General features: G+C 68.1%; 22 protein-coding genes and 1 pseudogene. 9 read left to right on the plus strand and 14 right to left on the minus strand.

Annotated features, from left to right (window positions below; translation table 11 throughout):
- The first annotated feature begins 121 nt into the window (after positions 1-121).
- Positions 122-289: a hypothetical protein gene (locus OXR08_RS14790; protein WP_162843964.1), complete on the plus strand. Its 168-nt coding sequence runs from the start codon at positions 122-124 to the stop codon at positions 287-289.
- On the opposite strand, the gene OXR08_RS14795 is transcribed toward OXR08_RS14790, so the two are convergent.
- Positions 279-1592 carry an MFS transporter gene (locus OXR08_RS14795; protein WP_112381029.1) on the minus strand — a complete coding sequence of 438 codons (1314 nt, stop codon included), beginning with the start codon at positions 1590-1592 and terminating at the stop codon, positions 279-281. The two genes, OXR08_RS14790 and OXR08_RS14795, sit on opposite strands and share 11 nt — an antisense overlap.
- Before the next feature lie 147 nt (positions 1593-1739).
- On the opposite strand from OXR08_RS14795, the gene pgsA reads away from it, so the two are divergent.
- The 3 genes from pgsA to OXR08_RS14810 are packed head-to-tail and all read left to right on the plus strand — an operon-like array spanning position 1740 to position 3003.
- Entirely contained in the window at positions 1740-2291 is a 552-nt protein-coding gene (pgsA, locus tag OXR08_RS14800; protein ID WP_267351035.1) for a CDP-diacylglycerol--glycerol-3-phosphate 3-phosphatidyltransferase, read from the plus strand.
- A gap of 5 nt (positions 2292-2296) precedes the next feature.
- Entirely contained in the window at positions 2297-2554 is a 258-nt protein-coding gene (moaD, locus tag OXR08_RS14805) for a molybdopterin converting factor subunit 1 (protein ID WP_149680829.1), read from the plus strand.
- Positions 2551-3003: a molybdenum cofactor biosynthesis protein MoaE gene (locus tag OXR08_RS14810; RefSeq protein WP_267351039.1), complete on the plus strand. Its 453-nt coding sequence runs from the start codon at positions 2551-2553 to the stop codon at positions 3001-3003. Before moaD ends, OXR08_RS14810 begins: the two co-directional genes overlap by 4 nt.
- Before the next feature lie 21 nt (positions 3004-3024).
- Here OXR08_RS14810 and OXR08_RS14815 read toward each other — a convergent pair whose 3' ends face one another.
- The 4 genes from OXR08_RS14815 to OXR08_RS14830 all read right to left on the minus strand — a co-directional run bounded on the left by OXR08_RS14815 (position 3025) and on the right by OXR08_RS14830 (position 6263).
- Positions 3025-3687 (minus strand): fasciclin domain-containing protein, encoded by a 663-nt coding sequence (locus OXR08_RS14815; RefSeq protein WP_267351041.1) that lies wholly within the window; start codon positions 3685-3687, stop codon positions 3025-3027.
- Between the two features lie 111 nt (positions 3688-3798).
- Entirely contained in the window at positions 3799-4401 is a 603-nt protein-coding gene (locus tag OXR08_RS14820) for a fasciclin domain-containing protein (protein WP_267351043.1), read from the minus strand.
- Between the two features lie 125 nt (positions 4402-4526).
- Complete coding sequence (locus OXR08_RS14825) at positions 4527-5429, minus strand: hydrogen peroxide-inducible genes activator (protein ID WP_112381025.1); 903 nt, start codon at positions 5427-5429, stop codon at positions 4527-4529.
- A 72-nt stretch (positions 5430-5501) separates the two neighbouring features.
- Positions 5502-6263 (minus strand): sulfite exporter TauE/SafE family protein, encoded by a 762-nt coding sequence (locus OXR08_RS14830; protein ID WP_112381024.1) that lies wholly within the window; start codon positions 6261-6263, stop codon positions 5502-5504.
- Between the two features lie 220 nt (positions 6264-6483).
- Between OXR08_RS14830 and epsC the strand changes: the two genes are divergently transcribed.
- Together epsC and OXR08_RS14840 are read left to right on the plus strand one after the other, a co-directional pair.
- The gene (epsC, locus tag OXR08_RS14835; protein ID WP_149680825.1) at positions 6484-7167 is read left to right on the plus strand and encodes a serine O-acetyltransferase EpsC; all 684 of its coding nucleotides are present in this window, start codon (positions 6484-6486) and stop codon (positions 7165-7167) included.
- A 16-nt stretch (positions 7168-7183) separates the two neighbouring features.
- The gene (locus OXR08_RS14840) at positions 7184-7516 is read left to right on the plus strand and encodes a DUF2794 domain-containing protein (protein ID WP_112381715.1); all 333 of its coding nucleotides are present in this window, start codon (positions 7184-7186) and stop codon (positions 7514-7516) included.
- A gap of 9 nt (positions 7517-7525) precedes the next feature.
- Here OXR08_RS14840 and OXR08_RS14845 read toward each other — a convergent pair whose 3' ends face one another.
- The 9 genes from OXR08_RS14845 to OXR08_RS14885 form a co-directional block, all read right to left on the minus strand.
- Entirely contained in the window at positions 7526-8569 is a 1044-nt protein-coding gene (locus OXR08_RS14845) for a hypothetical protein (protein WP_149680824.1), read from the minus strand.
- A 164-nt stretch (positions 8570-8733) separates the two neighbouring features.
- On the minus strand, positions 8734-9120 hold the full coding sequence (locus OXR08_RS14850) for a hypothetical protein (RefSeq protein ID WP_267351046.1): 387 nt from the start codon (positions 9118-9120) through the stop codon (positions 8734-8736).
- A gap of 114 nt (positions 9121-9234) precedes the next feature.
- Entirely contained in the window at positions 9235-9927 is a 693-nt protein-coding gene (gene phoB, locus OXR08_RS14855; RefSeq protein WP_112381020.1) for a phosphate regulon transcriptional regulator PhoB, read from the minus strand.
- 11 nt (positions 9928-9938) lie between these two features.
- The gene (gene phoU, locus OXR08_RS14860; protein ID WP_267351049.1) at positions 9939-10622 is read right to left on the minus strand and encodes a phosphate signaling complex protein PhoU; all 684 of its coding nucleotides are present in this window, start codon (positions 10620-10622) and stop codon (positions 9939-9941) included.
- Between the two features lie 11 nt (positions 10623-10633).
- Complete coding sequence (gene pstB, locus OXR08_RS14865) at positions 10634-11380, minus strand: phosphate ABC transporter ATP-binding protein PstB (protein WP_149681438.1); 747 nt, start codon at positions 11378-11380, stop codon at positions 10634-10636.
- A gap of 32 nt (positions 11381-11412) precedes the next feature.
- A complete protein-coding gene (pstA, locus tag OXR08_RS14870; RefSeq protein WP_267351061.1) occupies positions 11413-12627 on the minus strand; it encodes a phosphate ABC transporter permease PstA in 1215 nt (404 codons plus the stop codon).
- 28 nt (positions 12628-12655) lie between these two features.
- Positions 12656-14032, minus strand: coding sequence for a phosphate ABC transporter permease subunit PstC (gene pstC / locus OXR08_RS14875; protein WP_267351051.1), 1377 nt, complete (start codon positions 14030-14032; stop codon positions 12656-12658).
- Complete coding sequence (locus tag OXR08_RS14880; protein WP_267351053.1) at positions 14029-15075, minus strand: substrate-binding domain-containing protein; 1047 nt, start codon at positions 15073-15075, stop codon at positions 14029-14031. Before OXR08_RS14880 ends, pstC begins: the two co-directional genes overlap by 4 nt.
- 221 nt (positions 15076-15296) lie before the next feature.
- Positions 15297-16475 carry an ATP-binding protein gene (locus OXR08_RS14885; protein ID WP_235903828.1) on the minus strand — a complete coding sequence of 393 codons (1179 nt, stop codon included), beginning with the start codon at positions 16473-16475 and terminating at the stop codon, positions 15297-15299.
- Between the two features lie 302 nt (positions 16476-16777).
- On the opposite strand from OXR08_RS14885, the gene OXR08_RS14890 reads away from it, so the two are divergent.
- From OXR08_RS14890 to OXR08_RS14900, 3 genes and pseudogenes are all read left to right on the plus strand, one after another.
- Positions 16778-17188, plus strand: a complete 411-nt coding sequence (locus OXR08_RS14890) for a hypothetical protein (RefSeq protein ID WP_205411531.1) — start codon at positions 16778-16780, stop codon at positions 17186-17188.
- 5 nt (positions 17189-17193) lie between these two features.
- Positions 17194-17469 (plus strand): HPr-rel-A system PqqD family peptide chaperone, encoded by a 276-nt coding sequence (locus OXR08_RS14895; protein ID WP_267351057.1) that lies wholly within the window; start codon positions 17194-17196, stop codon positions 17467-17469.
- Positions 17466-17930: pseudogene (locus tag OXR08_RS14900) on the plus strand (HprK-related kinase A); the annotation flags it as partial. The gene OXR08_RS14895 and the pseudogene OXR08_RS14900, both read left to right, overlap by 4 nt.

The following is a 17930-nucleotide window of genomic DNA, read 5'->3' on the forward strand; positions in this document are numbered from 1 at the left end:
AGCGAGCGGCACGGCCAAAGGCCTGCCTTATTGCTGCCGTGTTTCGGAACGGGACAGCGGGGCTGAAGCCGGCCCATTTTGGGTGGATCGCAAAAGGTAAACGCCACGTTAACGTTTGGCTATGACCAGACGTCTCGTTCTTACCAATGAAGCCGCCGGCCACCCGTTTCGGCGCAGTCTGCCGCCGCCACCACGCGCGCGGCGCGTGCGCAACGACGACAGCGACTGGCGGTTGTTCGCGCTGAGCTTCGCAGCGTTCTTTACCTGCTTCTACAGCTTCATTTTCTGACGGCCGCGCATGGCTCGTCACAGGCGCGGTGCAGCTTGTAGGCGAGCCAGGCGGAGACGAGGCACATTGCCGCGACCACGAACAGCATGTCCTGCGGCGTTACGCCGAAGGAGGAAATGCCCAGTACCACCGCCGATCCGATCGTCATCGCTGCGCAGTTGACGATATTGTTGGCCGCTACGGTGCGTGCGGTCTGGTCCTTCTCCACGGTCGTGGTCAGGAAGGCGTAGAGCGGCACCACGAACATGCCGCCGAAGACCGCGATGGCGAGCAGGGCGAGCAGGATGCCGATCGCGCGGGGTTCGTGCAGGAAGGTGAGCCAAGTGTAGAGGGTGCCGGCCGGTGCGGGCGTCCAGTGCCGGCTGAGCAGCGAGAACAGCACCACGCTGGCCCCCATCGCGATCACCGAGGCGGGCGCGTAGCGGGCCGAAATCTCGCCCTTCAGCAACGTGTTGATGACTACGGACCCGATCGCGACGCCGACCGAGAAGGTGGCGATGGCAAGGCTGGCAACCTCCTTGTCGGCGGTCAGCACGTTCTTCACGAGTGGCGGGAAGATGATGATGAGCATCGAGCCGATGCTCCAGAAGAAGCTGATCGCGATGATCGCAAGGAACAGGCGGCGGATATGCAGCGTCGCCGCGATCAGCCGCCACGAGGCGGTGAAGGGGTTGTAATTGACCTTGAGCGGCGGCCCCTCGCGCGGGGCGGGGGGCACCATGCGGCCGGTGACCCAGCCGAGCGCGGCGACCGCCAGCACGGCGATCCCGGCGCCCTCCACCGAAATCCAGCCGGCGGTGACGGTGCCGAGGAGGATGGCGAGATAGGTGCCCGCCTCCACCAGACCGGTGCCGCCCAGCACGTCGTCGGTGCCCAGATGCTGGGGCAGGATGGCGTATTTGATCGGCCCGAAAAAGGTGGAATGGACACCCAGCGCCAGCACGGTGCCGAGCATCAGCGCAAGCCCGGCACTGGTATAGCCCGCCTGCGCGATGAACAGACCGGTGGCGCCGACCGCCATGATCGCGATCTCCGCGGTCTTCACCAGGCGGATGATGCGCGCCTTGTCATGACTGTCCGCCAATTGCCCGGACAGGGCGGAGAGCAGCACGAACGGCACGATCGACAGGCCGGTGGCCAGCGCGTTGAAATTGGCTTCCTGATGCGCGTCGTTGAAGATCGTGTAGGTGGCGAACAGCACCATCGACGTCTTGAACAGATTGTCGTTGAAGGCGCCGAGGAACTGGGTGACGAACAGCGGCAGGAAGCGCCGCCGCGTAAGGAGCCCGAGGGCATTGAGCATAATGAACGATAGCCCGATCGTGGCAGAAGGATGCCGATACCCATAGCCGAGCCGGGGACGGGACGCCAACCGCTTATGAACACCGGTGAAGGTTCGTTCCCTGGGAAAAGGGTTTGTCCGGGGCGGAAGGGTGGTTAGAAGACGGGGATGCTCACGCTGCCCAACCTGCTGACGCTTTCGCGGATCGTGGCCGTGCCGCTTCTGGTCGGCCTGTTGTGGTGGCCGCACTGGACGCCCGGTTACGGCATCGCCTTCGCGCTCTACTGCCTGATGGGGATCACCGATTATTTCGACGGCTATCTGGCGCGCGCGCATGGTGCGGTGTCGAAGCTCGGCATCTTTCTCGATCCGATCGCCGACAAGATCATGGTGGCCGCGGTCATCCTGGTGCTGGTCGGTACGCATGACATTGCGGGCGTCGACGTCGTCGCGGCGCTGATCATCCTGCTGCGCGAGATCGCGGTGTCGGGGCTGCGCGAATTTCTGGCGCAGTTGCAGGTTTCGGTGCCGGTCTCGCGATTGGCCAAGTGGAAGACGACGCTGCAACTGGTGGCGCTGGGCGGCCTGATCCTGGGCGGCGCGCTGCCGGGCTGGCCATGGGTGAAGGATGTCGGGCTGGCGTCGCTATGGCTGGCGGCGGCGCTGACGCTGGTGACGGGGTGGGATTACCTGCGCGTCGGCCTGAAGCACATGGATTGACTGCGATGCCCATTCACATGCTGTATTTCGCCTGGGTGCGCGAGCGCATCGGGGTGACCGAGGAGCGGGTGACGCCGCCGGACGATGTTCGCGACGTCGCGGGGCTGATCGCGTGGCTGGCCGGGCGGAGCGACGGTCACGCCGAAGCCTTTGCCGAGCCGGCGCGATTGCGTGCGGCGGTGGATCAGGATTTCGTGGCGCTGGATGCGCCGATCGCCGGGGCGCGCGAGATTGCGGTGTTTCCGCCGGTGACGGGCGGATGATCCGGATCGTGGTGAGCCCGGCGCCGATCGACCTGCCGAGCGAGATCGCGGCGGCCGAGGCGGACGGCGCCGGGGCGGTGGCGACCTTTACCGGGCTGGTGCGCGCCGATGACGGTGTCGATTGCCTGGAGCTGGAGCATTATCCGGGGGCGACGGAGGCGGCGCTCACGCGGGTGGCGGAGCAGGCGGTGGAGCGCTGGTCGTTGCAGGGGGCGACGATCGTGCACAGGGTGGGGCCGATGCGGCCGGGAGAACGGATCGTGTTCGTCGCGGCGGCAGCACCGCATCGGGGCGATGCGCTGGCGGCGTGTGCCTATCTGATCGACCGGTTGAAGACCGATGCGCCGTTCTGGAAGCGTGAAACCCGCGGGGGTACCGCATCCTGGGTCGAGGCGCGGGAGAGCGATACGGCAGCGGCCGCGCGGTGGAGTGCGACCGGGGCGGGATGATCCGCCCCGGTTCGCCCCGGATCAGCCGATCTTGGGGATGCTGATGCCGTTGGTCAGGTGTGCGACACCGTTGGTGGCGCGCACGTCGGCCTGATCGACATAGGCCTTCTGGCCGTTCACGTCGGTCAGCATGATGTTGCCATTGGGGCCGATCTGCGCGGTGAGCGGCTGTCCGGCGAGCGTGGTGAGCGTCGCGGTGCCGCCGCCGGCGGTGATCTGCTGCTTCAACTGGTCGGCGGTCAGGGCGCCCGACACGACGTGATATTTGATGATGGTTTCCAGCGCGGCCTTGTTCTCGGGCTTGGACAGCGTGTCGAGCGCGCCGGCGGGCATGCGGCTGAACGCCTCGTCGCTGGGCGCGAAGACGGTGAAGGGGCCGGGGCCGGCGAGCTGTGCGTCGAGGCCGGCGGTCTTGACGAGGCGGGCGAGGGTGGCGCGGCCGGGGAGCGTGGACAGGGCCTGGGCCAGCGTGGTGGTGGGCGCAGCGGTCGCGGTACCGGTCGCGGGGGCGGCCGGGGCGGTGCCCGTGGCGGGCGTCGCCGGAGCGGTCTGCGCAGGGGTCGTGGTCTGGGCCGGATTGGTCGTCGCCGGCGCGGTCGGGGCAGGTGCCGTGGTCTGCGCGGTGGCGCCGGTGGCGAGCATCAGCGAGGCGGCAATTGCGGTCGAGGAAAGACGGACGTTCATCAACAGGGTCTCCCGTGGTTATGCGGTGCAGCGTGCATCACGCCGCACCGGCGTGTAAAATTTAGAGGCCATGCCGCGCGGCGGACCGAGCCGCCGGCGGGGCGGGTGCCATCACCCCAGATTGGGGACGAGCACGCCGTTCACGACATGGACCAATCCGTTGGACTGTCGCGCGTCCGCGACTTCGACATAGCTTTTGTTGCCGTTTACGTCGGTCAGGGTGATGACCGACTGCGTCATGGTGGCGGTGAGCGGGTCACCCGCCAGCGTGGCAAGCGTCGCCGTGCCGCCGCCGGCGTTGATGCGGGCGGTCAGTTCCTGCGCGGTCAGGTTGCCGGCGACGATATGGTAGCGCAGCAGCCTGGCGAGCGAGGCGCGGTTGGCGGGGAGCAGCAGCTGGTCCTGCACGCCCGGTGCCAGACGCGCAAAGGCGGCATCATTGGGCGCAAAGACGGTGAACGGGCCGGGCCCGGCCAGCGTCGCGGTCAACTCCGCGGTCCGCAGTACAGTGGCAAGCGTGGAAAGCGCGGGCGCCGCGGCAATGTTGTCGGCGATGGTGCGCGTCGGGGTCATGGTCGCGCCCCCGACGACGGGATTGGTCGGGGCGGTGACCGGCGCCGTGTCCGTTGCCGGGGTATCGGACGGCGCCACCGGCTTGTCCCGATCCTTGCCACATGCCGCCAGCGACATGGCCAGACCAAGAAGGGGAAGCATCAGGACGCGCAAATGTCGATCTCCAGCGATGTCGCATGACGAACATGCAACCAATGTGGAGATAAGACGAAGATGACGGAGTTTGGTTGCAGAACCGAAACATGGACGGCCCCGCAACGGCGGGATCAATAGGCGTCGGCAAGCACCTGGGCGAGCAGGCGGAAGTCCTTTTCGCGCGGGGACGCCCGGCGCCAGACCAGCGCGATGCTGCGCACCGCATTGGCGGCATCGAGCGGGCGGGCCGAGATGCTGGTGTTGTTCAGGATGCCGGCGCGCACCGCCATTTCGGGCAGCATCGTCATGCCAAGGCCGTTGTCGACCATCTGGACGATGGTGTGGAGCGAGGTGCCGAGCATCGTCGCCTCCGCCCGGATTTCCGGTCGGTTGCAGGCAGCAAGGGCATGGTCCTTGAGACAATGTCCATCCTCCAGCAGCAGGAGGCGGGTCTCGTCGATCGCGGACACGGGGATGCGCGGCGTGGGCCGGTCGATGTCGATCGCCTGGAATGCGACAAACAATGGGTCCTCGAACAGGATCTGGCTGGTCACTTCCCCGCACGAATAGGGGAGGGCGAGCAGGACGCAGTCGGTGCGGCCGTTATGCAGCCCTTCGCAGGCGGGGCCGCTGGGTTCCTCCCGCAGGAACAGCTTCAGGTCGGGATATTGTTCGCGCAGGTGGGGCAGGATGCGGGGCAGCATGAAGGGCGCGATGGTCGGGATCACCGACATGCGCATCTCGCCCGACAGCGGTCGACCGGCAGCGCGGGCCATGTCGCCAAGCTCCTCGGCCTCGCGCAGGACGCGGCGCGCCTTTTCCGTGATCCGCTCGCCCAGCGAGGTGAAGCGGACGACGCGGCGGGTGCGCTCCACCAGGGTAACGCCGATCAGAGTTTCCAGCTCGCGCAGGCCCGCCGACAGGGTGGACTGGGTAACGTAGCACGCCTCCGCCGCACGGCCGAAATGACCATGGTCCTTCAGCGCGACCAGATATTGCAACTGTTTGAGCGTGGGGAGGTAGGTGGCGGCCATGGGAAAGCCAGATACCCGGTTCGTCGGGCGATGCCAGCCGCTTTCGTGGCTGGCGCGCGCGGAGGGGGGCGATCAGGCGAGGGCGCGGTAGAGGCCGTAGATGCTGGTAAGGGTGAGGATCGTGCCGACAAGGGCGAGCAGCGTCTTGGCGGGTACGCGCTTGGCAAGGAGCGCGCCGAAGGGGGCGGCGACAACACCGCCGATCAGCAGGCCGATCGTGGCAAGGGTGAAGGCGGCGAAGCCCAGTTGGGTGATGAAGGTGATCGAGATGGTGAGCGTCAGGAAGAACTCGGCGGTGTTGACCGTGCCGATGGTGGTGCGCGGCGTCGCGCCCTGCACCAGCAGGTTCGAGGTGACGACCGGCCCCCAGCCGCCGCCGCCCGCCGCATCCAGGAAGCCGCCGACCAGACCCAGCGGCTCGACCACCTTGGGCTCCTTGTTGTGCGGCGGATAGTGGAAGGCGCGGACGAGAAGATAGACGCCGATCAGCGTCAGATAGCCCAGGATGAACGGCTTCACCGTGCCGGCATCGATGTTGGACAGGACATAGGCGCCGAGCGCCCCGCCGATGACGCCCGGAATCATCAGGCGCAGGAACAACTTCCAGTTCACGTTGCGGTGAAGCGCATGGCTGATCCCGGAGACGGCGGTGGTGAAGGTCTCCACGGTATGGACCCCGGCCGAGGCGGCGGCGGGTGGCACGCCCAGGCTGAGCAGCAGCGTGTTCGAGATGACGCCGAACGCCATGCCCAAGGCTCCATCAACGACTTGCGCGGCAAAACCGACGGCGATGAAGGGCAGGATGTCGATCAGGTTCACGCTCGTCGGGTCCATTGATGATCCTTGTCCTGTCGCGGTGCTACCGCCTTTGGCCTACAGCAAGAGCGAACGCCTACAACAAAGATAGACTTTAGCGCCATGCTCGTCGGGAAAGGTTGGCAGGGGGGAACGGCCGGAGGGAGAACGGTCGTCGGGCGGGCAATATCCGGCGAAAGTCTGGATTTCGGGCGTGCAGGTGCATAGATGCGGGATACCCCGATGCAAGGATCCGCGTATGCCGAGCCGTTTGGTGGCTTATCTCGATTCGATCCGGTCGCGCGATCCGGCCCCGCATTCGCGCGCAGAAGTGCTGACCTATCCCGGCGTCTGGGCGCTGGCGGGGCACAAGGTCGCGCACCGGCTGTACAAGTCGCGGCTGTTCTTCCTGGCGCGGTGCGTGAACCACATGACCCGGTTCCTGACCGCGATCGACATCCATCCCGGAGCAACGATCGGCCGCAACTTCTTTATCGATCACGGCTTCGTGGTGATCGGCGAGACGGCACAGATCGGCGACGACGTCACCATCTACCAGTGTGTCACGCTGGGCGGTACCAGCCCGGACAATGGCGTGGCGGGCAAACGGCACCCGACGCTGCTCGACGGGGCGATCATCGGATCGGGCGCACAGGTGCTGGGGCCGATCACGGTCGGTCGACGGGCACGGGTGGGCGCCAATGCGGTCGTCACCAGGGACGTGCCTGAGGGGGCGGTGATGGTCGGCATCCCGGCGCGCGCGACGATGGTGGAGGGTGGCGCCGCGCCCGAGCCGCGCTTCGTGCCCTATGGCACGCCCTGTTCGGACATGTTCGACCCGCAGACGCAGAAGGTCGAGATGCTGCGCTGCGAACTGGAGACGATGCGTCGGCGGCTGGATACGCTGCTTGCCGAGCAGGATGAACGGCGCGACCGGGCCTGATGGGAAGCTGGGCCTGATGGGGGTCGTACCCTTTCCCCGCGCACCGTTGCAGGTCGGGTTCGACCGCCTGGAGCTGACGCGCATCCTGGACCTGTATGGCCGCATGGTCGCGGCGGGGCACTGGCGTGACTATGCGATGGATTTCCACCGCGACGTGGCGACCTTTTCCGCCTTTCGCCGCGCGGCCGAGCGGCCGGAGTTCCGCATCGAGAAGCGCCCCGCCCTGCGCCAGCGCCAGGGCATGTGGGCGCTGATCGGCGAGGGCGGGGCGGTGCTGAAGCGCGGGCATGAACTGGGCCCGGTACTGGCGCCGGTCGAGCGCCGGCTGATGAAGCTGGTGGAGGAATAGGCCGGGCGGTCAGGCCGCGGCCATCTCCACCGGGGGCAGGCGGCGGCCGGCCTTGCCGAGCAGGCCGACGACGCGGCGGCGCATCGGGTGCCAGAAGACCGACAGCGACAGCAGCGCGGCGCCGATGACCAGCGCGGTGAGGGCGGCCGACAGCTCGACCGCGCCGGCGGTCCGGAACAGCGACCCCATGGCGAACAGCACATAGACCAGGCTGGAGACGAGCAGCGCCCGGCGATCGACCGCAAGTGCCACGAAGCCGAAGACCGCGTAGAGGACGAGCGCGGCCAGTGCCGTGTCGATGCCGCTATTCTCGCCGAACACGCCGAGCAGCTGGAACACCGGATGCGCGATCATCGGTGCGGCGGCGAGATGCAGCCAGAAGGCGACATCGGCCCGCCGGGTGCGCCGGGCAGGATCGGACAGGTCCCAGCGCATCGCGAGCGCAAACATCGCAAGGCCGGCGACGAACAACAGCGGCCACATGGCGGCCTGCAGGCCGGGTGCGATGGCAAGAACGGTGCCGAGAACCAGCGCGGCGACGGCGCAGGCACCGGCCGCGACGGTGATCGGGACCATGAACCGGCGCCAGTGCAGCCAGGCGGCCGCGGCGGCGCCCAGACCGGCAAGGGCGGTGACGATCGCGGTCGTCCGTTCGTCGCCGCTGTTCGGCGCGGCCGACAGGACCAGTGTCGTCAGGGTGGTGGCGATGCTGAATGCCACCCCGCCGACGAACGCGCCGAGCAGGATGATGCTGGGCAGCGCCATGCGGCGGCGTGCGGTGAAGACGATTGCCAGCATCCAGGCCGCGGCGGCGACGAACGCACCCGACAGATATGTCGCGATCGTGTCGCCGATCTGGCCGACCGCAACGAGCAGCAGGACGAGCGCGATCGACACGAAGATGTCGTTGAAGCCGGTGAGCAGGCGGAAATGCTCCTCGTCGACGGCAGGCGCGTGCCGCTCGCGTGCGACATGGGCGCGAAACGCCTGTGCCGCTTCTGCCGAGATCGCCCCGGCCTTTACCGCCGTATCCAGATCGCTTTCGCTATACATCCGCACCTCCCTGTTTCACGGGATGGTGACAGGCGTGTATTACAACGTCAATACACGATCGGATCGTTTCATCGGGCGGACACAAAAGCGGCGGCGATCCGGGTGGGATCGCCGCCGCCTTCCTTACTCATGGGAACGGGTGAAACGTGCCCGTCCGCCCGGTCTTACTTGCCGCCGCGCTGGCGGCAACCGTCATACTGACCCTTCTTGCAGACCGGGTAGCTGTCCTTGGCCGCGGGCGGGGGGAACGCCTCGCTGGGGCTCGGGGCCGGGCGGAACACGACCTGCGAACCCGGCTGCGGCGTGCCCTGCATCGCGCCGCCCTGGGGGGCGTAGCCGCCGGCGGTCGCGGCGCCGCCCGTGGTCTGCGGGCCCATGGTCTGGGCGGCAGGCGGCGTCGACTGGGTCGGATCGGCGGCAGGATCCGGTGCCGTCGGGTTCGCGGCGGCGGCGGGGTCGGCGGCGGCCTCCGTCTGGGTCTGGGGGGCGGTGTCCTGGGCGATGACAGGCGTCGCGAACATGGCGGTCGCGGCCAGAAGAATGAGCTTCATGCGGATCTCCTATAGCAGAAGTGCAAGTGCGTTAGCGCGATGCCCCAACGCCCTTTGCCGCACTTGGCTCCCTCGTTTCGGCCCCGACCCGGTCTTTCGCTTGATTTCGATCAGTCAGATGCCGGTGTCCAGGGAGTAGCCCGCCGACCGCACGGTGCGGATGATATCGGGCCGGTCGCCGACGTTGATCGCCTTGCGCAGGCGTCGGATATGCACGTCGACGGTGCGGCTCTCGATATCCGAATCGTGCCCCCAGACCGCATCGAGCAGCCGTTCGCGCGAGAAGACCCAGCCGGGATGTTCCAGGAAGTGCTTGAGCAGGCGGAACTCCGTCGGGCCGAGTGCCACGACCTCACCGGCGCGGCGGACCTTGTGGCCGACCGTATCCATTTCGATATCAGCATAGACCAGCGCCTCTCCGGCGAGCGCCGGGCGCACGCGGCGCAGAACCGCCCCGACGCGGGCGACCAGCTCGCGCGGCGAGAAGGGCTTGGTGACATAATCGTCTGCGCCCGTCTCCAGCCCGCGCACCCGGTCTTCTTCCTCGCCGCGTGCGGTGAGCATGATGATGGGCACGTTGGCGGTTTCGGCGGCACGCCGCAGGCGACGGCAGACCTCGATCCCGCTGATCCCCTCCACCATCCAGTCGAGCAGGACGATGTCGGGTGCGGTTTCCCGCGCGAGCAGCAGCGCCTCCTCCCCGTCCGGGGTGTGCGTGACCTCGAAATCCTCGCGCTTGAAGTGGAAGACGAGCAACTCGGCGAGTGCCGCATCGTCCTCCACCAGCAACATCTTGACGCGTGCCATGTGCTTGTCCCTCAGTTCTGAGTTCGGCCGCGGTCGCGCTCACCCATGCGGGTGCCGGTTGCCGCGAAATAGACCATTTCCGCCACGTTGGTCGCATGGTCGCCGATGCGTTCAAGGTTCTTGGCGACGAACAGCAGATGCGCGACCTGGCCGATCGTCTTGGGATTTTCGACCATGTAGGTGACGAGCGTGCGGAAGATGGAATCGTAGAAATCGTCGAGCGCGGAGTCGCTGGCGCAGACCTCCAGCGCCTTGGCGGGATCGCGCGCGGCAAAGGCGTCCAGCGCCTCGCGCACCATGGCCGAGGCCATTTTCGCCATCGCGGGCAGGACCGAGATCGGCTCGATCCGGTCCTCGCTTTCGATCAGCGGCACGCGCTTGGCGATGTTCTTGGCATAGTCGGCGATGCGCTCGACCACGTTCGCGATCTTGAGCGCGGCCACGACCTCGCGCAGGTCGTTCGCCATCGGTGCCCGCAGCGCGATGATGCGGACCGACAGGCGCTCCACCTCGGCCTCCAGCGCATCCACCGCCTTGTCGCCGGCGCGCACCTCCTCGGCCAGTACCAGGTCGCTGCGCTGGAGCGCCAGGATCGCGTTGGCGATTGCCGCCTCCGCCATGCCGCCCATCTGGGAAATCAGACCGCGCAGCCGCCCGATATCGGTGTCGAATGCCTTGACCGTGTGTTCTACCATCCTCGCCTCGCTCAACCGTATCGGCCGGTGATATAGTCTTTTGTCCGCTCTTCCCTTGGGTTGGTGAAGATGTCGGACGTTTTGCCATATTCGACCAGCGTGCCGAGATGGAAGAAGGCGGTGCGCTGGGACACGCGCGCTGCCTGTTGCATGTTGTGGGTGACGATCGCGATCGCGTAGCGGCCACGGAGCGCGTGGATCAGTTCCTCGATCTTGGCGGTGGCGATCGGGTCGAGTGCGGAGCAAGGCTCGTCCATCAGGATCACCTCGGGGTCGACCGCGATGGCGCGCGCGATGCACAGACGCTGCTGCTGCCCGCCCGACAGCGCGGTGCCGCTGTCCGACAGGCGGTCCTTCACCTCGTTCCACAGGCCGGCCCGGGTCAGCGACTGTTCAACCACCGCGTCCATGTCGCTGCGCGAACGGGCGAGCCCGTGGATACGCGGGCCATAGGCGACATTCTCGTAGATCGACTTGGGAAAAGGGTTCGGCTTCTGGAAGACCATGCCGACGCGGGCGCGGAGCTGCACCACGTCCATGGCGGGTGCATAGATATCCTCGCCGTCCAGCCGGATGTCGCCGGACACGCGCGCGGAGGCGACGGTATCGTTCATCCGGTTGAGCGTGCGCAGAAAGGTGGACTTGCCGCAGCCCGACGGGCCGATGAAGGCGACGACCCGGTCCATCTCGATATCGATCGAGACGTCGTCGATCGCCTGCTTGTCCCCGTAGAAGACGTTGACATTGCGGGCCGCCATCTTGGGGCGGGCGGCGGTTTTGGGGGAAGCGGTCACCAGCGGGTCTCGAATCGGTTGCGGAGGTAGATGGCGAGCCCGTTCATCGCGAGCAGCACGACGAGCAGCACGATGATCGCCGCGGAGGTCTTCTCGACGAAGCCGCGATCGACCTGGTCGGACCAGAGGAAGATCTGGACGGGGAGGACGGTGGCGGGGGCGGCGAGGCCGGCGGGGGGGGCGGCGATAAAGGCGCGCATGCCGATCATGAGAAGGGGCGCGGTTTCGCCCAGGGCGCGGGCCATGCCGATGATGGTGCCGGTGAGGATGCCGGGGAGCGCCAGGGGGAGGACGTGGTGGAAGACGACCTGGACGGGGGAGGCGCCGATGCCGAGGGCGGCGTCGCGGATCGAGGGGGGGACGGCCTTGATCGCGTTGCGGCCGGCGATGACGATGACCGGCATGGTCATGAGTGCGAGCGTCAGGCCGCCGACCAGGGGCGCGGAGCGGGGAAGGCCGAAGGTGCCGAGGAAGACGGCGAGGCCGAGCAGGCCGAAGATGATCGAGGGGACCGCCGCGAGGTTGTTGATCGACACCTCGATCAGATCGGTCCAGCGGTTCTTTGGCGCATATTCCTCCAGATAGAGCGCGGACAGCACGCCGATCGGAAAGGCGAGCGCCAGCGTGACGAGCATGGTGAGCAGCGAGCCCTTGAGTGCGCCCCATATGCCGATGCGGGTGGGATCGGTGGCGTCGGCATCACGCAGGAAGCCGAGATTGAAGCCCGTCGAGATCGCCCCGCGCGCACGCAGGCGGGCGACGACCGCCTCTGCCTGGGGCGTGCCATCGCCCTTGGCCGCGACGTCATAGGGGCTGGCGAGCGGCAGGTCGAAGCGGCGCTGTCCGTGCAGCAGGCCGGGATCGGCCTTGATCGCGTCGCGCACCACCATCCAGGCGCCGGGCGACAGCAGCCCCTCGCCATCGCGGCCGAACACGCGCGTCGGGCTGCGTTCCACCACATCCTGAAGCCCGGCGCCCGCGAGCGCGAGATCGGCCCCGCGGCCGCGCAACTGGGCGGGCATGACGGGGAGGCGCGCGGCGGCGAGGTCGATCGGCACCGTCACCCGCGTCTCGGTAAAGCCGCGCGCCCCTTGCGCCACCATGGTGAAGAGGAGGAAGGCGAGGAACATCGCCGACAGGGCGACGGCGCCCAGCCCCAGCCAGCGGAAGCGGCGTTCCGCGGCATAGCGGCGGCGGATGCGACGCCGCATCTCGGGCGTCGTCCAGTCGGTCGGCTGCCTATTCATACGCTTCCCGGTATTTCTTGACGACGGCGAGCGCGACGATGTTGAGAAGGAGGGTGACGACGAACAGCGTCAGGCCGAGCGCAAAGGCGGCAAGCGTCTTGGGGCTGTCGAACTCGGCTTCGCCGGTCAGCAGGTCGACGATCTGGCGGGTGACGGTGGTCGCGCTGGCAAAGGGATTGGCGGTGAGGGTGGCGACGCCGCTGGCCGCCATGACGACGATCATGGTCTCGCCGATCGCGCGGCTGACCGCCAGGAGGACGCCGCCGACGACACCGGGAAGGGCGGCGGGCAGGAGCACGCGGCCGATCGTCTCCGACGAGGTGGCGCCCATCGCCAGGCTGCCGTCGCGCATGCTGGCGGGAACGGCGGCAAGGCTGTCGTCCGCCATCGAGGACACGAAGGGGATGATCATCACGCCCATGACCAGCCCGGCGGCCAGCGCGCTTTCCGACGAGGCCCAGCGCACGCCCATCGCGACCGCGAGATCGCGCACGGCAGGCGCCACGGTGAGCGCGGCGAAATAGCCATAGACGACGGTGGGCACGCCGGCGAGCATCTCGAGCAGCGGCTTCATCCAGCGGCGCGTCGCTGGGGCGGCATATTGGGTCAGATAGATCGCGCTCATCAGCCCGAACGGGATCGCCACCGCCATGGCGATGACCGCGCCGATGAAGAAGGTGCCCCAGAAGAGCGGCACCGCACCCAGATTGGCGCCGGGATCGGCGGAGTCGATGACCTGCGGGCTCCAGTGCTTGCCGAACAGGAAATCGGTGATCGGCACCACCGAGAAGAAACGGGCCGCCTCGTACAGCAGCGACAGCACGATGCCAGCGGTGGTCAGGATCGCGACCAGCGAGGCGCCGAGCAGCAGGCCCATGACGATGCGTTCCACCCGTGTGCGCGCGGCAAAGGCGGGCTTGACGCGCAGATAGGCGAAGGTGCCGCCGGCAAAGCCGAGCAGCAGCGCGATGGCGGTCGCGATCCAGTCGTAGCGCGTCTGCGCCGCGGCATAGGCGGGGGCAAGCGCGGTGGACAGTTCGTGAAAGGCGCCGTGGGCACGGCCGGCGGCAAGCGCGCGCGCCTCCGACAGGATCGCGGCCCGCTCGAAACCGGGGGGTGGCAACTGCGTGGCGGGCGGGGTGGCGAGTACCGCATCGGTGACGAGTGCCGGCGCATTCAGCGCCCAGAGCCCCAGGAACAGCAGCGGCGGGATCATCGTCCACAAGGCAACGTACCAGCCGTGATGGCCGGGCAGCGCACTGAAGCGCTGCGTCGTACCGCGACGGAAACGCGCGGCGCGGACGCGGGCACAGGCCCAGCCGATCAGGCCGAAACCGATGACGAGCAGCAGGATCAGCGGCAGGCTCATCCGTGCAGCGCGCCCGGATCGAGCGGGATTTCATCGGCGATCACCGCTGCGGCGCGCGCCTGCACCGCGGGCGGCGAGGCGATCAGGCCGCGGCGGACGAGCGGGCCGCCCCGGCCCCAGTTCGCGGCATACAGCTTCAGGAAATCGCGCAGGCCCGGAATGGCGCTGAGATGCGCCTTCTTCACATAAAGGTAGAGCGGGCGCGAGCCGGGATAGCGGCCATCGGCGATCGTGTCGTAGCTGGGGGCGACGCCATCTATGGCCACACCATCGACGGTGCCGGCATTCTCCTCCAGATAGCTGTAGCCGAAGACGCCGATCGCATCGGGGTTCGACTGCAGCTTCTGCACGATCAGATTGTCGTTCTCGCCGGCGTCGATATAGGCGCCGTCCTCGCGCACCGCGGTGCACAGCGTCAGGTGCGCGGCGGGATCGCTATGGGCGAGCGCGGCGGCACGCGGGTTCGTCGCCTCGCACCCCTTGACCATGATGAGGTCGGCGAGCGCGTCGCGCGTGCCGCTGGTCGCGGGCGGGCCATAGACCTGGATCGGGATCGCGGGCAGGCGGGGGTCGACATCGGCCCAGGTGCGCGTGCGGTTCGGGTGGCCGCCGGGACGCGCGGCCAGCGCTTTGTAGATGTCGGCGGCGCCCAGTTGCAGCCGCTGTCCGCCATGCGCCTGCGCAAAGGCGATGCCATCGATGCCGATCTGGATTTCCAGCAGTTCGCGCGCGCCGTGGCGGGCGCAGGCGGCATATTCGCTGGCCTTCATCCGGCGCGAGGCATCGACGAGGTCGGGGTGCCCGGCGCCGATCCCGGCACAGAACAGCTTCATGCCGGCACCGGTGCCGGTCGATTCGATCACCGGGGCCCGGGCATCCGGATTGTTGGCGACGAAGCGTTCGGCGACGATGGTCGTAAAAGGATAGACGGTGGACGACCCGACCGCCGCGATCTGGTCACGCGTGCCCGCACCACCGCCATTGGCCTGATCTTGGCAAGCCGCCAGCGCGAGCGCCGCGGCGATGAGGCAGGGGATGCGCATGAAGGTCCTTGGGGCTCACCGGATGGTGCGAACCTATCGCTGCCACCGCTTGGCAACCCTTGTGTGACATTGCGGTTACCCTTTTGTGACAGCGCCTTCCTTGGCGTGCGCGCATCTTCTTTCTTCTGCGGCCTGACACGGGCGCCGAGTCCCGTGTCGGCGGTCATGGCGGTGCCATGCCGGCCGGGCCGGCACGTGCGCCTTTGGCGCATCGGCGCGTGCTACGCGCCTCGTGCCGTCAGCAAGGGCAGGCGCACGGTGACGGTGGTGCCGACGCCCACGGTGCTGGCGATCTCCAGCCGGCCGCGATGCCGCTCCACGATATGCTTGACGATGGCGAGGCCCAGGCCGGTGCCGCCCAGCGTGCGACTGCGCCCGGCATCGACGCGGTAGAAACGCTCGGTAAGGCGCGGCAGGTGGACGGTGGGGACGCCCTCTCCCTGATCGGCGACGATCAGCCGGACGGCGGCGGCATCGGTTTCCAGCGACAAGGCGATCGGCGTGTCGGGCCGGCCATATTTCATCGCATTGCCGAGCAAATTGTGCAGCATCTGCGACAATTGCGCACGGTCGCCGGCAACGGGCACCTGTTCCGCGACGATGCAGTTGATGTCCTGTGCGCGGGGCGCGCCGGAGTCGCGCAGTTCCTCGCACACATCGGCGATCAACAGGCCGAGATCGACCGGCTGGGCGGGCAGGCGGTATTTATCCGCCTCGATCCGGCTGAGCGAGATCAGATCCTCGACCAGCCGCTGCATGCGCCGCGCCTCGTCGAACATCACCTTCAGGAAGCGGGCGCGCAGGGCGGGTTCCTCGCCCGCCTCGTCGCCCAGCGTTTCGATGAAGCCGAGGATGGAGGCGAGCGGGGTGCGCAGTTCGTGGCTGGCATTGGCGACGAAATCGACCCGCATCCGCTCGGCCGCGTCCTGGTCGGTCTGGTCGATCAGGTGGACGATGCGCTGTCCGTCGGAGGCCTGGCCGACGCGCATCTCCCAACGCTGGTCCGGCGCGCCGAGCCCGACGAGCATGACCGGTTCGTCGGACACCGGCGTGTCGGCGACGAGGCGTTCGGCGGCGGCCGGGTGGCGGATCGCGACGCGCGCATCCTCGTCCACGATATGGTCGCCGAGCAGATCCCGGGCCGCGGCGTTGGCCATGGTGACGCGCCCGCCATCGACCAGCAGCACGGGTTCGACGATCGCGTCCAGCACCTCGCCCAGATGCGGATCGGTGGCGACGGGCGCCTGCACGCGCGGGCGTTCCTCCGCCTCGCCGCTGCCCGCCAGCAGCGTGGCCGCCAGCCCGCCCACCGCCGCGATCACCGCGGCGGTCAGGCCGGCCAGGACGAAAACGGTGCCGGCCGTGACCAACGCCACCACGACCCCCCAGACGGTGCGCATCCCGAATCCCATGGGCAGCTTCTCTAGAGAGGTTCCCGCCCAGGTTGAACCACCGTCGTCGCCCTTTGGGCGATCGCTTCGCGGCGGGGTGCTTTCGGCGCGGCGCGGCGTTGCTCGTCCGTCACGATGCCATCCGCATCGCGCCGTCCTCCCGCCTTGCGCCGAACCGGAATTTCCTCCGTGCCGGTGATCCAACCTGATCGGGACTCTCTCTAGACGGGACAGGCGGGTCTTGTCGCGCCTCGCGTGCCGCTTGCTGGTGCTTCACGATTATGAAAGAGCAGGCGCGCTATGGACGCCCGATGACCGACGATACGCCCCCCGACATGCGTCCCGACGCCGAGGACGGCGCCAGCCGCCGCCGGGTACTGATGCTGGGGGCGGCCGGCGCGACCGCGGTGCTGTCGATCCGGCCGGCGCTGGCGCAGAGCGCGGGGTCGGTGCTGACCTGCGAGATACCGGTGCCCGATCCGGGCCGGGCGGGCAGCTATATCGCGCCGGACGGCCGACTGGTGCCGGCGCGGACCAAGGGGGCGTTTCCACCGGTCGCACGGCCGTTCAAGGGCGAGGAGGTGCGCCGCGCCCTTCAGGGCGGGCAGTTGCCCGGCACCGACTGGAACAGCAATCGCGCCTATGTGAACTATATCCGACGGCTTCAGCGCGGACAGGGCGGTTTCACCTGCTTCGCCTCGCTCCAGATGCCACGCGGCTGACGCGTGTGGCGCCGCCGCGCTACCGTGCCGCTGCGCCCGATACGCTGCTGACGGCACCGCTCGATCCGTTCGTGGCGGTGTTTCACCGCGCATCGGGGATCACCCATCTGCTGACTGAACCCGCGCCGGAGATCCTGGCGATGCTGTATCCCGATCCGCTGACCGCGGCGGCGTTGCTCGATCGGCTGGCCGCGGCCTATGACCTGGCCGATGGCGACCGCGAAACCTTGGTCGAACGGCTGGACGAACTGGTCGCGACCGGGCTGGTCGAGGCGCTGTGAGGCATAGCCTGTCGCTGAAGGTCGGGCCGGTGGGCTTTCGTGTCGGATCGGACTGGCGCGCGCCGATCGCGCAACTGGCAGCGCTCTACGAGGGCTATCCGTCGGTCGATGTGCCCGATTTCACCGTCCGGCTGGAGGCGCTGCGGCCGTGGCGGCGTTGGGTGCGGCCGTCGGTGGCGATTCACGGCGATTACCGGCTGCCCGAAGCGGCGCCGTTGCCGCTGGCGCAAGGGCTGCTGGCGGCGGAGCTGGGGATGAACCTGCAGATGGCGCTGGGCTATCGCCGGCATCTGCTGCTCCATGCCGCGGTCGTGGAGCGGGGCGGACGGGCGGTGGTGATGAGCGGCGTTTCGGGGGCGGGGAAATCGACGCTGGCGCTGATGCTGGGGCAGGGCGGGTGGCGGTTCCTGGGAGATGAGTTCGCATTGGTCGATTGTGCGAGCGGGGGGGTGGTTCCGTTT

Origin of the sequence: Sphingomonas sp. GM_Shp_2, from assembly GCF_026540875.1 — a bacterium.
Classification (GTDB): Bacteria; Pseudomonadota; Alphaproteobacteria; order Sphingomonadales; family Sphingomonadaceae; genus Sphingomonas; species Sphingomonas carotinifaciens.